This window comes from Pseudovibrio sp. M1P-2-3, assembly GCF_031501865.1.
GTDB classification, from domain to species: Bacteria; Pseudomonadota; Alphaproteobacteria; order Rhizobiales; family Stappiaceae; genus Pseudovibrio; species Pseudovibrio corallicola.
The window spans coordinates 1,453,850-1,467,609 of record NZ_JARRCW010000001.1; the positions used below are offsets into that span (position 1 = coordinate 1,453,850).

At 51.2% G+C, this 13,760-nt stretch carries 12 protein-coding genes and 1 tRNA gene; 8 read left to right on the top strand and 5 right to left on the bottom strand.

Annotation, left to right across the window (positions count from 1 at the left end; all coding sequences use genetic code 11):
* Nucleotides 1–1,236: a glycosyltransferase family protein gene (locus tag P6574_RS06580; protein WP_310619568.1), complete on the bottom strand. Its 1,236-nt coding sequence runs from the start codon at nucleotides 1,234–1,236 to the stop codon at nucleotides 1–3.
* Between the two features lie 237 nt (nucleotides 1,237–1,473).
* Here P6574_RS06580 and P6574_RS06585 point away from each other — a divergent pair, with 237 nt between their 5' ends.
* From P6574_RS06585 to P6574_RS06615, 7 genes are all read left to right on the top strand, one after another.
* Nucleotides 1,474–4,047: an ABC transporter transmembrane domain-containing protein gene (locus P6574_RS06585; protein WP_310619569.1), complete on the top strand. Its 2,574-nt coding sequence runs from the start codon at nucleotides 1,474–1,476 to the stop codon at nucleotides 4,045–4,047.
* Nucleotides 4,048–4,132: 85 nt separating this feature from the next.
* On the top strand, nucleotides 4,133–4,582 hold the full coding sequence (locus tag P6574_RS06590) for a cyclic nucleotide-binding domain-containing protein (protein ID WP_310619570.1): 450 nt from the start codon (nucleotides 4,133–4,135) through the stop codon (nucleotides 4,580–4,582).
* Nucleotides 4,583–4,591: 9 nt separating this feature from the next.
* Complete coding sequence (locus P6574_RS06595; protein ID WP_310619571.1) at nucleotides 4,592–5,413, top strand: MBL fold metallo-hydrolase; 822 nt, start codon at nucleotides 4,592–4,594, stop codon at nucleotides 5,411–5,413.
* A 57-nt stretch (nucleotides 5,414–5,470) separates the two neighbouring features.
* Nucleotides 5,471–6,868 (top strand): adenylate/guanylate cyclase domain-containing protein, encoded by a 1,398-nt coding sequence (locus P6574_RS06600; RefSeq protein ID WP_310619572.1) that lies wholly within the window; start codon nucleotides 5,471–5,473, stop codon nucleotides 6,866–6,868.
* Nucleotides 6,869–7,002: 134 nt separating this feature from the next.
* Entirely contained in the window at nucleotides 7,003–7,770 is a 768-nt protein-coding gene (locus P6574_RS06605; RefSeq protein ID WP_310619573.1) for a 3-hydroxyacyl-CoA dehydrogenase, read from the top strand.
* A gap of 917 nt (nucleotides 7,771–8,687) precedes the next feature.
* Entirely contained in the window at nucleotides 8,688–8,915 is a 228-nt protein-coding gene (locus P6574_RS06610) for a hypothetical protein (RefSeq protein ID WP_310619574.1), read from the top strand.
* 482 nt (nucleotides 8,916–9,397) lie between these two features.
* Nucleotides 9,398–9,703 (top strand): hypothetical protein, encoded by a 306-nt coding sequence (locus P6574_RS06615; RefSeq protein WP_310619575.1) that lies wholly within the window; start codon nucleotides 9,398–9,400, stop codon nucleotides 9,701–9,703.
* 374 nt (nucleotides 9,704–10,077) lie between these two features.
* On the opposite strand, the gene P6574_RS06620 is transcribed toward P6574_RS06615, so the two are convergent.
* Nucleotides 10,078–10,224, bottom strand: coding sequence for a hypothetical protein (locus P6574_RS06620; protein ID WP_310619576.1), 147 nt, complete (start codon nucleotides 10,222–10,224; stop codon nucleotides 10,078–10,080).
* Between the two features lie 59 nt (nucleotides 10,225–10,283).
* Nucleotides 10,284–10,889, bottom strand: a complete 606-nt coding sequence (locus tag P6574_RS06625) for a hypothetical protein (RefSeq protein WP_310619577.1) — start codon at nucleotides 10,887–10,889, stop codon at nucleotides 10,284–10,286.
* Between the two features lie 394 nt (nucleotides 10,890–11,283).
* Between P6574_RS06625 and P6574_RS06630 the strand changes: the two genes are divergently transcribed.
* Nucleotides 11,284–12,242, top strand: a protein-coding gene (locus P6574_RS06630) for an IS630 family transposase (RefSeq protein ID WP_310619020.1) whose coding sequence is annotated in 2 segments (ribosomal slippage) — nucleotides 11,284–11,625 and nucleotides 11,628–12,242 — 957 coding nt in all. Because the reading frame shifts where the segments join, the coding sequence is not laid out codon by codon here.
* 30 nt (nucleotides 12,243–12,272) lie between these two features.
* On the opposite strand, the gene P6574_RS06635 is transcribed toward P6574_RS06630, so the two are convergent.
* Nucleotides 12,273–12,349: transfer RNA gene (locus P6574_RS06635), tRNA-Pro, on the bottom strand.
* Between the two features lie 114 nt (nucleotides 12,350–12,463).
* A complete protein-coding gene (locus P6574_RS06640) occupies nucleotides 12,464–13,756 on the bottom strand; it encodes an O-antigen ligase family protein (RefSeq protein ID WP_310619578.1) in 1,293 nt (430 codons plus the stop codon).
* Nucleotides 13,757–13,760 lie beyond the last annotated feature (4 nt).

Sequence of the window (13,760 nt, forward strand, 5' to 3'; positions counted from 1 at the left end):
TTATTTTACGGCCTCCTTGAGCATTGCCTGGGCCTTGAGGGGAAAGAGGGTTGCCTCACGCCTTTCCTGCAACATGGTTTTTACCCGCTCGCTGATAATGTCCAGCCCCCCGAGAACCGAGGCACTGTGGGCTTGCGAGGGCTTGTTTGTGTAGGGAAGCTCAGCAAGGGCTTCAATCATCAGCTCCACTTGAGGGTAGGTATCAATGGGCAGCATGTTGATCAGACCATATTTTTTGGCCTGTTCCGCCCGTATGGCCTGCTCTCTGCGCGGCTGCACCCTTGGCACAAGAAGCGCCGGTTTATCGAAAGATAGAATTTCGCAGAAGGTGTTATAGCCCCCCATGCCCACAACTGCCGTGGCCCGCTGCATAAAGGGTTCGATTTCCGGAGTGAAGCGGATGATTTCCACATCGCGCAGGTGCTCCGTTCTGGTGGAAAATGCCTCCACCTGCGCCAGAGACATAAAAGGACCAAGGATAATCAATGCGGGAAACAGGGGGCGGGTCTGGGCCTCGTAGGCGCGGATGACCCAGTCCACCAGCTCCACACCGTCGCCGCCGCCGCCGGGAGTGACAAGAAGAAACGGACCGCCATCGAAAGGCACCGTATACGGATGCGGGATCTTTGGCATGGTGCGGCGCAGATAGCCGGTAAACATGGTCTTGTCATAGATTTTATCGGGCAGACCTAACCCTTCCAGCGGGTCGTTGATAAAGCGTGGCCCGTATATCCAAATGTCATCATATGTCTCACAAATCGCTGGAAACGCGTTTTTTCGCTCCCATTCTTTTTTGAGAATCTGCGGATCGTCCATCACATCCCGAAGGCCCAGAACCAGTCTGCACTGTGTACCGCGCAGGTACTCAAGCGTGGGCTGGACCTCGCCGCGCAGGCCAAGGGGTTCTTTGTCCACGATGAAAAGGTCGGGTTGGAACACTTTGGCCGTATGTTCGATGATGGAGGAGCGGATGGCGATTGTCTGGTCAATGTTCAGGTGCAAGGAGAGTGGGGTGTAATCGCCGCTTCGAAGCTTGATGACACCGGGAATACGCACAAAATCCACCCGCGCCCGAAAATCGAAATTTCCGATGATGGGCGAGCCGGACAGGATAAGCACGGACATCTCTGGAAATGCGCCGACCAAGGACTGGGCGATTGTTCTACACCGGCGCAAGTGGCCGAGCCCGAATGTATCGTGGCTGTAGATGAGGACTTTCTGCGGGGGATTGGTCATTCTCGCCTTTATTTGAACCACTGGTTAAAAGACCTAGGAGCGGAAGCTCACCCTGTTCTACTGAAAGTCCTAGTTAGTCATAGCAAGTGTTAATCTACCCTTGATAATACTCGGAGTATTGCAATTTGATATTCTCTAAATTTAAGGGAAGTTCCCCTAAGCTTAACTTCTCGGGATATCTTAGGCTTGAGGGCTGAAAGGTATAGCTGAACTTCGGGAAGTGTGTTCGGGAGCGTCATGGAAAAGAATCTTTTCCATTTTATCTGGAAAAACTCAAGAAAGTACCAGATAGCTATTCTTTTGATCACGGTTCTTTCCTATCCAATTAACTATATTCTTCTGGACCTGCCCAAGCAAATCACCAATAACGCCATTCAGGGCAGCGACTTTCCGGTCAGCTTTTTGGGAATGCAGTTCAATCAGATCGGGTATCTGGTGGCCCTGTGCCTGAGCTTTCTTGGGCTGGTGGTTGTGAGCAACGGGATCAAGTTGTTCTTGAATGTTTACAAGGGTCGCCTTGGTGAGCGCATGCTGCGCCGCCTGCGCTTTGATTTGTACCAACGGATCCTGCGGTTCCGTCTTCCCCATTTCAAACGGGTCAGCTCCGGTGAGATCATTCCCATGATTACGGCGGAAGTGGAGGATGTGGGGGGCTATATTGGCGAGGCGCTGGCTTTGCCTGCCTATCAAGGCGGTATGCTGGTGGTACAGCTGGGGTTTATTTTCGTGCAGGACCCGCTTTTGGGCCTTGCGGCTATCTCCTCCTACCCCATTCAGATGTATGTGATCCCCAAACTGCAGAAGAAGGTTGTGCGCCTGTCGCGTGAGCGGGTGCGCAATGTACGGGTGATCTCCGACAAGGTGGGAGAAAGCATCAGCGGTATTGCAGAGGTTCACGCCAATGACACCAGTGCGATGCATTCGGCGGATCTTTCCGACCGGCTTTACCGTAATTTTGAGATCCGTTTCGATATTTACAATCGCAAATACCTGATCAAATTTATAAATAACTTTATGAACCAGTTAACTCCGTTTTTCTTTTACCTGATCGGCGGTTATCTGGCGATTGAGGGGAACCTGAGTCTGGGTGCCTTACTGGCGGTGATTGCTGCCTACAAAGACCTTGCCGGACCTTGGAAAGAACTGCTGGCCTATTACCAGATGACCGCGGATGTACAGGTGAAATACCAAACAGTTGTTGAGAATTTCGATCCGCCCGACATCTATCCGGTTGAGAGAATCACGGATGATGACCACAAGCCGCTTAACGGAGATCTCGAGTTCACCAATGTTTCTTTCTCGGGGGGAGCCGCCGGGCAGGATGTACATAGCGTTTCCGCGAAAATTCCTGAAAATAAAAGCTTTGCGGTGATCGGGCCTGATGGGTCGGGGCGTTCGGAAGTGCTTTTGATGGCGTGCGGGCTCCTGTCTCCCTCAACGGGGAGTGTGAGCATGGGCGGTGTTGATCTGGAAAGCTTAAGCGAGGCGACGCTGGGGCGCCAGTTTGCCTATGTTGGCGGCAATGTACATGTGTGGACGGGAAGCGTGCGCGATAACCTGCTTTATGGTTTGCGCCATCGGCCTCTTGTACCTGTTGAGTATGAGGAGAGTGAAAAAATCACGCGCGAGCGCTGGCTACACGAGGCGGTTCTCACGGCCAATTCTTGCCATGATATCAACGCGGACTGGGACGACCTTTCGGTGTGTGGTGCCAACGACAAGCAGGAAATGGAACAGCGGATGCTGGAGGTTGTGGAGCTGGTTGGCCTTTCCAAAGACCTGTACCGCATGGGCCTGCAATCGTGCCTGCCAGTGGATGCTGACGCCGGTTTTATTCAACGGATTATTGAAGCGCGGGCTATTCTTGCCAAGAAGATTGGGTCTGATCCTACGCTGGGCAATCTGGTGGAACTGTGGGATTTTGACAAGTTCAATTGCTCGGCCACTCTTGCTGAAAACCTCTTTTTCGCAGTGCCTGCGGACAAGTCGCTGACCACCGACAAAATTCCGGAAAACAGCAAGGTGAAAGCCTTCCTTAAAAAAGAGGGAATGGATGAAGGGCTTGCAAATATTGGTTTGAAAATTGCTAGGACCATGATCGAGTTGCTCTCCGCTTTAGGGGAGGAAAGTGAGCTGCTGAGCAACCACTCCATCATTTCGCTGGACGATGTTCCCGAGTTTGAGCAAATCGTGCGCACCTATGAGAACCCTCAGCTCCCCCAGAAAACGAGGGATCACTATAAAGACCAGCTGATTGGTCTGGCGTTCAAACTGGTGCCCACCAAGCACCGTTTGGGTGTGTTGCATAAGGATATCGAGGCGAAGGTTGTCAAGGCGCGGCGGGCCTTTCGCAGTTTTGCGGAAAGCGGGGAAAAGGAATTCCTGTTCTTTGACCGTGACAAGTATTTGAGTTCGTTGACCATTGAAGACAACCTTCTGTTTGGCCGAACGCGCCTTGACAGACAAAATGCCCGCCAGAGAGTGGACGAAGTTATTCGTGATCTGCTTTACGAGCTGGAGTTGCGCAGGCCCATCCGCCGGGCCGGACTGGGGTACCATGTCGGGGTTGCAGGAACCCGCCTGTCTGCCAACCAGCGCCGGTTGATCTGTCTGGCACGCGTGCTGATCAAGAACGCGAAAGTCACTGTGATTGACGATATCGGCGCGGGATTGAGCGAGAGCGACCAGCAGCTTCGAGATGCGATCCGCGGGGAACTGAGGGGCAGAACTTTGATATTTGGAAGTGCGAATGCACAGGTGGCGCGTGACTTTGACGGGTCCCTCACCATGTCCCACGGCACGAAGGAGTAAGGCGTAAAAATGCCAAGAGTTGCAAACTTTACAGGGAAAGCCCATACTTTTCCTGTTGAACCAAGGGAGGTCTAGGAAGAAGACAGTGACAATCGACAAAGAGGTTGCCGCTTTAAAGAAAGTACCGCTTTTTCAAGGTATAGATAGCTCCAAGCTCAGGCTGCTGGCATTCATCAGCGAACGGGTGGAGTTTCAAGATGGAGAAAGTCTGTGTCTGCAAGGAGACGAGGGGGATAGCGCCTTTGTCATCATGGAGGGAGAGGCGCAGGTGTTTGTGGATGGCGAAGAGGTGGCCCGCGTTGGTCAGTATGCCGTTGTAGGGGAAATTGCCATTTTGTGCGATGTGCCCCGAATTGCCACATTAACAGCCCACGGCCGCATGAGCGTCCTGAGCATCTCCAAGGACAAGTTCCTTCAAATGCTGAAGGAGTTTCCAGAAATCTCCCTTGAAGTTATGCGCTTTCTGGCCCGACGGCTGGAAAGCACGACGCGCAGCCTTGCGGAAGCGAAAGCACAGCAGAGGAATGGAGGATAACCGAACTTCGTGCAGGACTTTTCCATCAAAGTCTGGGGCGCAAGGGGCTCCACTCCCACACCGGGAAAAGGAACGCTGCGGTATGGCGGCGAAACCACCTGCTTTGAACTGCGCGCGGGAAACAGGCTTGTTGTGGTAGACTGCGGCTCGGGAGCGCGCCATCTGGGCGATTCTTTGGCCCTGAAAGACCCCGTCGATTTCGATCTCTTCTTTACGCATACCCATCTGGACCATATCTGCGGCCTGCCGTTTTTCAAACCGGCGTATAGCCCTGATTTCAAGGTCAACTTCTGGGCGGGGCACCTTAAAGAACCCTTGCTCCTTCGCGATGTGATCTGCCGTATCATGTCACCGCCCGTGTTCCCTGTGACAGCGCGGGGTTTGAAAGGGGTCAAGTTCCGATCCTTCAAGTGCGAGATGACGCGAAGCTGGGAGGAGGGCTTGAGTATGCAGGCCGTCTGCCTTCACCACCCAGACGGGGCGTGCGGGTACCGATTTGATTACAAGGGACAATCCATCTGCATTATGACCGACCATGAAGCAGGGGAGACGGCCATTGACGAGCGGATCTGCGAGGTTATTGCGGGCAGTGATATCGTGATTATTGATGGTATGTATACCGACGGGGAGTATCCACCCTTGAAAGGGTATGGCCATTCTTCATGGCAGGCGGCTCTGGATATATGTATGAGGGCAAATGTGAAAGTGCCGGTTCTGTTCCACCACCACCCCAACCGTCTTGATGAGCAACTGGATGAAATCAAGCTACAGGCGCAAAAAATCCACCCAAAATGCCTGATAGCTTTTGATGGAATGGAGCTGAGCCCTTGAGTGCCAGCGCGGACCTCACACCTCCCACCCGTATGTGAGCTGGAAGGGATGAACAGGATGCAACCCCGCAACACTCCTCGGCCCCTTGTCTATTTTTCCTACCTTGCCCGTTCGGCCAAAAGTCTTTGGCAGTTTGTTCTGGGGGATAACAATTTGGAAAGACAGTTACCTGAACGGGTTTGGAAAGACCTGAGGCGGCGTGAGGATTCTGCCGAGCGGCTTGTGGGGGTGGTGCAGCTTTCGTTTATACTGCTACTTTCTGTGCTCTACTTCATTTCCCCAAGTGCAGAAGGCAGTGTTGGGAGCAGCTTTGTTCCCGGTGTTCTGGCCTTTTATCTGGTATTTACGCTGGTTCGCCTTTACATCTCATTCCGGTGCAGCCTGCCCGGTTGGTATCTGGCTCTTTCCGTTCTGGTGGATATGGGGCTCCTGTTCGGGCTGATCTTTTCCTTCCATATCCAGTATAGTCAGCACCCCGCCTTTTATCTTAAAACCCCCACCTTGATGTATGTGTTTGTGTTCATTGCCTTGAGAGCCCTGCGCTTTGATGTGAAATTCTTGCTGCTATCTGGCGCGGCAGCCGTAATCGGATGGATCGCACTGGTTCTTTATGCTGTTTTTACGGATATGGGGCAGGACCGTATCACGCGAAACTACATTGAATACCTGACCAGCAACTCGGTTCTTATTGGCGCAGAACTGGACAAAATTATCATCATCCTGACGGTTACCCTGCTGCTTGCTCTGGCGCAGCTTCGCGGGCGGCGACTGCTGTTGTCTGCGGTGAAGGAACAGGCGGCGGCCCGCGAGCTGAGCCGGTTCTTTTCGCCCAGTGTGGCAAGCTCCATCATCAAGGCCGAAGAAAAGCTGAGCGCGGGAATGGGAGAGGTGCGAGAGGTTGCCATTCTCTTTGTTGATATCCGAAGGTTTACCAGAACATCCCAGCGCATGAGCCCCGAGCAGACCATGCAGGTGCTTGGTGTCTACCAGAAGCTGGTGGTGGAGGCGATCGTTCAAAACGGGGGGCGGATAGACAAGTTTTTGGGCGACGGGGTTCTGGCTGTCTTCAAGAAATCCCGGGAAACACCTGATTATGCAGCCCGTGCCCTTTATGCGGCCCTCAGCCTTGTACGCGAGCTGGAGTCCAATGTGGAGCGCTTGAAAGAATGCGGGTGGCCGGAGGATTTCACTGTGGGATGCGGGATTGCGACAGGACAGGTGACGCTGGGCGTTGTGGGCAACGAGAACCGGCTGGAGTACACTGTGATTGGTGATGCGGTGAACCGCGCCGCCAAAATGGAGACAGCAAACAAAGCCCATACGACTAAAGTCTTGAGTGACAAGACAACGCTGAAACTGGCCACTGCACAGGGGTTTCAAGAGCCGGTTTTGTTTTGCAAAAAAGAAACAGTTGCAGGAATCGCCGGAAAGGTGGAGCTTGTTTGCCTAGCATAAGTCCTTAGAGAAAAAGCAGAGGGTAAGCTCTTGGAGAGGAAGTGCTCTACCGCTTTGCGGACTGACGGTTCTCTTGGACACGCTTGCAGCCTCAATGACCACCGGTCGAGGCCCAAAAAAAACTGGAGGAAAGCATGCAACTAGGTTCTGATATCAGTGCGGTTGTCACAGGCGGGGCATCGGGCTTGGGGGCAGCGACAGCGCGGCGCCTTGCTTCAAGCGGTGTCAAGGTAACCCTGTTCGATGTGAATGAGGAAAAGGGAGCGGAAGTTGCCAAAGAAGTGGGTGGACGCTTTGCCAAAGTGGATGTGACAGGGGATGAATCGGTTCTGGAAGGGTTCGAGCTTGCACAAAAGGCTTTCGGGGCACCACGTATTCTGGTGAACTGCGCCGGAATTGCACCGGCTGCCAAAACCACCTCGCGCGGTGCGCCGCACCCCATGGAGATTTTTCAAAAAACCATTGATATCAATCTGGTTGGAAGTTTTCGCTGTATCGGACAAGCGGCGACTCGCATGGCACAGCTGGAGCCTTTATCCGATGAGGGCGAGCGGGGCGTTATTGTTTGTACCGCTTCTATTGCAGCATTTGAGGGGCAGATTGGACAGGCGGCCTATGCGGCTTCCAAGGGGGGCATTGTTGGCATGACCTTGCCTATTGCACGTGATCTGGCAAAGTCCGGTATCCGTATGATGACAATCGCGCCGGGGATCTTTGAAACCCCCATGCTGACAGGGATGACGCCGGAGATACAAGAGTCTCTTGCCGCACAAATCCCGTTCCCCTCCCGCCTCGGGCATGGGGATGACTATGCGCGGCTCGTCCAGTCCATTGCGGAAAACTCAATGCTGAACGGCGAGGTTATTCGCCTTGACGGGGCAATACGCCTGAGCCCGCGCTAGAACCTGCGTCGTTTGACTGGATTCAATCAAGCGAAAAGAAATTCGTTGAAACAAAAAATTAGAGCGTGAGGCGTGAGTGCAAATGAAAGCAATGCGCTCTAATTTCTGCGAGAGCACCAAGCAAAAGTGCTTCGGCATGGCTCCGCATGAAGTTACCATGTGTTTTGGGGGAGGCTTATTCTGATTTTATAGAATATACAAAAATAAACATAGTTTGAATTTAAGCATTTTAAGTAACCTATGAAGAATTTACCGTAATATTTACTAGTATATTTTATGTATATAATAAAGTGAATCTTGAATAGATAAAATTTTACATATAGCTGTAAAGTTTATTTTAACAATTTATTTGCTTTTTCCCCAAAAAAATGCTATATGCGCTATTACTACCACTTATGTAAGCAGCAGCACCAAGCCAATTGGTGCAACTGGGGAGGATGGGCAACCTCGGCAGTAGCAGTGCCCACTTATTGGGAGGTAGGAGTTATATGTTGCTTCGGGTAAAACTGAACACAAGAAAGGCCCAGTTGAGATTGGTGATCCGCATCCGAGCCTTTTTGAGCCTATAACAAGACTAAGGTGGAGGCTTTCGTCTCCACCTTTTCACGCTAAAGATTCTCATCTAAAAAATCAACATAATTATGCAGTTTAATTGCCATTGATTGTGTTATAACTGTGTAAGTCAAGAACCTATATTATGAATTATAGAGTTCACTTCTTAGTATGAGGATTACTATTTATAGGTATTCATGGATTGTCTTTCCATTTGCAAGTACCTGTTATTTTTGCTTGTGGGAATCACTTAGATCTACCTATGGCATTAATCCCGTAGGAAGCCCGTTGAAATATTTGAGTGTTTTCACATTCAAGCGCGATCTCCGAAGGATTGATTGGAAGCTCGAAAGGTGTTGGATTCCATGAAATATCTAGGATTACTGTGTGCCCTCGCTCTTCTTTCCGGCTGTGCAACCTATAAGGGCGATGAGGACCTAATTTTTGTCGAGGCCGATACCAATGACCCTGTGGAGTCATTTGATTTTGCGAATGATGTTTGCAAAAAACTGGACCGCACGCCCATAAAAGCCAATGCAGTCATCGCTCACCGTGACCGCTATCAATGTATCAAGAAAACTCTGGACTTTTAGTGAGAGCTTAAAGCTCCCTGAATTTGGATAGAAATGCCCTGCCGTTTTTACTTATCCTCTACGGGCATCTTGCTTTTGAAACCAGCGGTGTTGGCCCCTTTACCCCGAACAAACTCCCTGCTTGTTGTAAATGTGTAATGGGGACTTGAAGGGAATAGCGGAACTCCATGCAGACAAAGTGCGCATGGGGCAGGTGAACAGAATAGTTTAAGCTTACTGGGGTAGGGGCTTACTCTGTTCCGGTTTGAATTGACCGGATTTTCAGCTTGTGAGCTCTCTTGTGTCCTAGCTGTTTTATGTGGGCTGGTCAGGTATCACCTTTGACTGGAAATTTGTGGCGGACGGGGCGATCAAGTCGCTTGTGGTGGTCGGGTTCCGCAGTATTACGCATTAGCTGTGGGAAGTGCAGATTGGCTCATGAGGAAATTATTCATTACTGATAGAAGATTTGATGAAAGATAATATCAATTAGGAATAATTTTATGAAAAAACTTTCCATTGCGCTCGGGGTTCTCTTGGTGGCAGCTTCCAGCGCGGTTGCCAAGGATCAGGTGAATGTTGAGGAGATGAAATCCCTTCTCGTCACTGAATTGCGTGCCAGTAACTGCGAAATCAAGTTTCCGGATCTGATGAAGCTTTTGCAAAAAAAGGGTTTCACGCCCGAGAAAGATGAAACAACAGGCAAAAGCGATTTTGACATTGTTCAAGATGCCATCAAGCAGCTGGATGATGAAAATAAGGCTGACACAAAAGCCCGTACATTGATACTGACCGATGGCTCTTGCTGATCAGGCAAGGTTATTTTTACAGTACATGATTTAGACCCCAAGGCCCTTTGACTTTATGTTGGACACACTTGGTAGCTTTAGATCGCAAGACAAAACCCTGCTCGAACTGGGCGGGGTCTGCCAGTTTTGTTAAAAGGGACGAATATCCCTCTCAATGCTAATTCTCACTAAAAAATTCGGCTGGAACATTGAAGCGCATGGGGATTCTCAATCAGATTGCTTTGTGGTTCACTTCTTTTGAAGAGGGTGTCACATGAGGCCAGCACTGTTGCTGGATTTACGTCTTCGTTTTCAAAAACTCACCGAAACTGGTCTGAGTTGGCGAGATACTACGCGGCGGCCGAGGGGAGACGTGCACTGGAGCTTTATACCAGTCAGCAATAAGAGGAACCAATAGAGTTTCTTCCAGATCCCGGCTCGTTGGCCGGAATGACCTCGTAAACAGGCAAGGATGTCTCCCCGGACTTGATCCATCGGTCCAGTTCCATCTGAGTTAGAAAGCTATTTTCGATAGGTTCCAAATAATGTAGCTTGGTATTACCTCTCTTTTTTGCGGTGCTCGTTAAATAAGACGCGGCGTTTATAAGGGGGCTTCCACTGAACGTCTGGGCAGGCCTCGGGCTGTGTCTCTTGAAGAGTTTACACGTGTCATTAGCCAATCATCATTTAATGAGCAGATATCGCAGGGGCGCGCGAAGATTGTGAACCCGTTTACTCCGTTCGGTATGCCGCCCGATGGGTGAGGGTACGGATTTTGATTGTTCCCCCAATACATCGTAGACATGCCATTAATACGCAGCCCTGATCGGGCAGCTTCAAGTAGTGCACGAGGTTCAGAGCAGCGCCGGTTATGTGCTACTTGATAATGCCCCAGCTGGATAGGTACAGGTCCTCCCAGTGGGGCGACAAGTTGCCCTTCGCCACTAAAAGGCAATATCGTCGTCCGAGTTGCGGTGAACAATGGTACTGTGTTCATGGTAGTCACGACTGCCCTTACTGTGCCACCCGCGACGCCGCCAGAAAAACCAATAAATACTCTGGAGGGTAAGCTAGCCGTACCACCTGCAGTAACTGCTGAAATCATCATGCGGTTGGTTCCCCCTGAAGGAGCGCCGGTGGTGGTCAAATGATTATGGATAGCCCGAATAAATGCGTCTGTTGCGGCAGTTCTAGGTGGGAACGGCATCGAACAATCTCCCCTCAGTGAAATATCCATATTTAAAAATAATTAACCATAATCGACAAGCCCCATAAAACCCTAGGGGGAGAAGAAGCTTTCAGAGAATGAAAATGCACGGGCCAAAGCTACATTGAGTGGGAGGGGAGGTGCTCAAGGGCACCAGCAAAACGGGTACCCAAAATGACGCGCTACAAGAGTAACTCTCAATTATGCCACAAAGAGTGAAAAGGGAGATGCTACGCGCAAGATAGAACAGGAAAGGCGGAAGAGCTCAATAGGGATAAATGTCCCGAGAAGTGACTTTACTTTTTCAGCTAAAGCAATGAGGCGCAACGCTGAATCGATTGGGGATTCCCAATCAGGTTGATTTGTGATTCACTCCTTTTAGGGAGGAGATCACATGGGCCGGCCACTTTCACTTGATTTACGCCTTCGCTTTAAAAGGCTCATTTTATCCGGGATGAGCGGGCGTGAAGCAGCACGCCGCCTGCTGATCTCTCCAGCATCAGGATCTCGCTTGGCCCGTAAAGTTCGGGAGGGGCAGAGTTTAATCCCGGTCAGGACAGGGCGCCCAAAGGGAGGCGGAAAATTGGAGCCCTACCTCTCCTTCTTGCGCGAGCTGGTCAATCAAGACGGAGATATCACGTTGATGGAGTTATGTGATGCACTTTTCATGGCTGAGGGAGTGAGGGTTCACCATACTTCCGTCTCCAAGGCTTTGCGCCGTCTTGGCTACACCTATAAAAAAAATCGTTGGTGGCAACCGAGCGTGGCAAACTCCATGTACAAAATGCCAGAGATGAATGGCGCCACACCCGTCAGCCTATAATGCGTGATCTGCCTGAGAGACTGGTGTTTCTCGATGAAACCAGTGTTAAAACGAATTTAACCCGGCTGCGAGGCCGAGCCTTTAAAGGGGAACGAGCCCTTGACACAGCGCCGTTTGGACGCTGGCAGAACCAGACCTTTATCGCCGGTTTGACCCACGAGGGACTCATTGCGCCCTGGGTTCTGGACGGGGCCATGAATGGCAAGGCATTCACCACTTATATCACGACACAACTGGCTCCATGCTTGCACCCTAAAACGGTGGTCATTCTGGATAACCTGTCCACACACAAAGTTCCAGAAGCCGCAAGGGCCCTCAGACAAAGCGGGTGTTGGTTCCTTTTTCTGCCGCCCTATTCTCCTGATCTCAATCCTATCGAAATGGCGTTTTCCAAGCTCAAAGCACACCTACGCAGAATGAAAGCCAGAACCTTTGAGACCTTGATAAAGGCTCTGGGTGACATATGCGATCTGTTCACACCCCAAGAGTGTTGGAATTACTTCAAGGCAGCTGGATATGTTTCAGTATAAAGGCTCAAGACTATAAGTCTTTGAAGTTATTGGTCGGGCAGGCCGGATTTGAACCGACGACCCCTTCACCCCCAGTGAAGTGCGCTACCAGGCTGCGCTACTGCCCGACTGTTGAATATGTGAGGTGTGGTAGTGGCCTCCATATTCGGGGTGTTTATGCAGTTGCCTGAAGACTGCTGCCCCGTCAAGTGGGTTCTTCCTACCTGTTTCTTTTGGCTGGATCAAGACCGAAGAACGGGTGGGGCAATGGTCCTAGTGGATAATTCCTCAGATATTACAGTTTTTTGTTCCATTGCGATCACAGCCCACAGGCCGGCAAGGATCAGGAAAAAGTGCCGCCAATGGTCTGTATCGATGATAAACCCGAGCAGGCTATGCAAAACAAAGGCGCAGAAGAAGCACACGGTGTATTTTTGCCAAGGTCTGGGTTTGAAGATCAAGGGTGTGGCTTTCAGCAGGGTCAGCAGAACGAGAGAGGTGTAGGATAAACCGCCCAGCCAGCCGTAGGTTGTGAAACCTTTCAGGTAGACGTTATGCTCGTCCTCCGTGAAAAGCTTGCCGAAGGTGCCCGGGCCTATGCCCAAAGGGTACTCGGTGATGTGGAAAAAACCCAAAAGGTGACGGGCGAAGCGGCCAAGACGGGCGCTGTCATAGTCTTGCACCAAGCGCGCGCGCTCGAAAAACATGGCAGATACGGGCTCCAGCGACAGCGCGCTGACAAGGGCCAGTACGAGAAGAATAAAACCAAGAGCCAGCATGCACAGCAGGCGGATCCGGTAAATCTGGCGCATCTCGTTGATATAGACGATCAAGAACAGGAGGGCACTGGCACCCAGAAAAGCGCCCCATGCAGCGCGTGAAAAGCTCAGAAAAACACCAAGAACCAGCAGGAGAAGCAAGAGGGCTCGAAACATTGAGCGTCCCAAGGGCTTTGTGAGCACATCATATGTGAGCAGAAGGCAGGGAACGATAAGAAACGGGCCGTAGACATTGGGGTCTTTAAACAAGGCTTTGGCGCGCCCGTAAAGGGTGAGGCTGTCAAATGCGCCGGAGAACAGATCGAAATAGCCAACCGCCCCAAGAGTTGAAGATAAAACAGCTGCAAAGACATAGCCCCTCTCAAGCGAGGAAAAGCGCTGCGGGTTTTCGGCAAGGAGTGCTGCAATGAGTATGGCGGAAAGAGCCATAAACAGACTGCTGGCAGCAAATTGCAGGCTCTGTGTGTTTATGGGGGAGCTGGCAAACACCAAAATTCCGCCAAGGTTATAAAGGGCGAGCAAGGCGAGAAGGGGTGCAAGCCCCCTGTGGAGCGACAGGCCAAAGAGACAGGCAAAACCCAGAAGTACAAGCACCATGTACTCATAGGGAGAGGGTTCAAACATGGCAGCGCCGCTTACTGCCATTGTCAACGTTAAGGCTCCGGCTGCAAGAGCGGCGCGTGAAACCTTGACAGGCAGACGGGTGACAAGCGGGATGCGAAGCGGCGCTCGGGTATTGGAAACAGGCGTACCCATCAAG

What these genes read in the sequence shown, in the direction of transcription:
- P6574_RS06580 (WP_310619568.1), bottom strand. Translation starts at nt 1,236, where the DNA reads ATGACCAATCCCCCGCAGAAAGTCCTCATCTACAGCCACGATACATTC.
- P6574_RS06585 (WP_310619569.1), top strand. Translation starts at nt 1,474, where the DNA reads ATGGAAAAGAATCTTTTCCATTTTATCTGGAAAAACTCAAGAAAGTAC.
- P6574_RS06600 (WP_310619572.1), top strand. Translation starts at nt 5,471, where the DNA reads ATGCAACCCCGCAACACTCCTCGGCCCCTTGTCTATTTTTCCTACCTT.
- P6574_RS06605 (WP_310619573.1), top strand. Translation starts at nt 7,003, where the DNA reads ATGCAACTAGGTTCTGATATCAGTGCGGTTGTCACAGGCGGGGCATCG.
- P6574_RS06610 (WP_310619574.1), top strand. Translation starts at nt 8,688, where the DNA reads ATGAAATATCTAGGATTACTGTGTGCCCTCGCTCTTCTTTCCGGCTGT.
- P6574_RS06615 (WP_310619575.1), top strand. Translation starts at nt 9,398, where the DNA reads ATGAAAAAACTTTCCATTGCGCTCGGGGTTCTCTTGGTGGCAGCTTCC.
- P6574_RS06625 (WP_310619577.1), bottom strand. Translation starts at nt 10,889, where the DNA reads ATGCCGTTCCCACCTAGAACTGCCGCAACAGACGCATTTATTCGGGCT.
- P6574_RS06640 (WP_310619578.1), bottom strand. Translation starts at nt 13,756, where the DNA reads ATGGGTACGCCTGTTTCCAATACCCGAGCGCCGCTTCGCATCCCGCTT.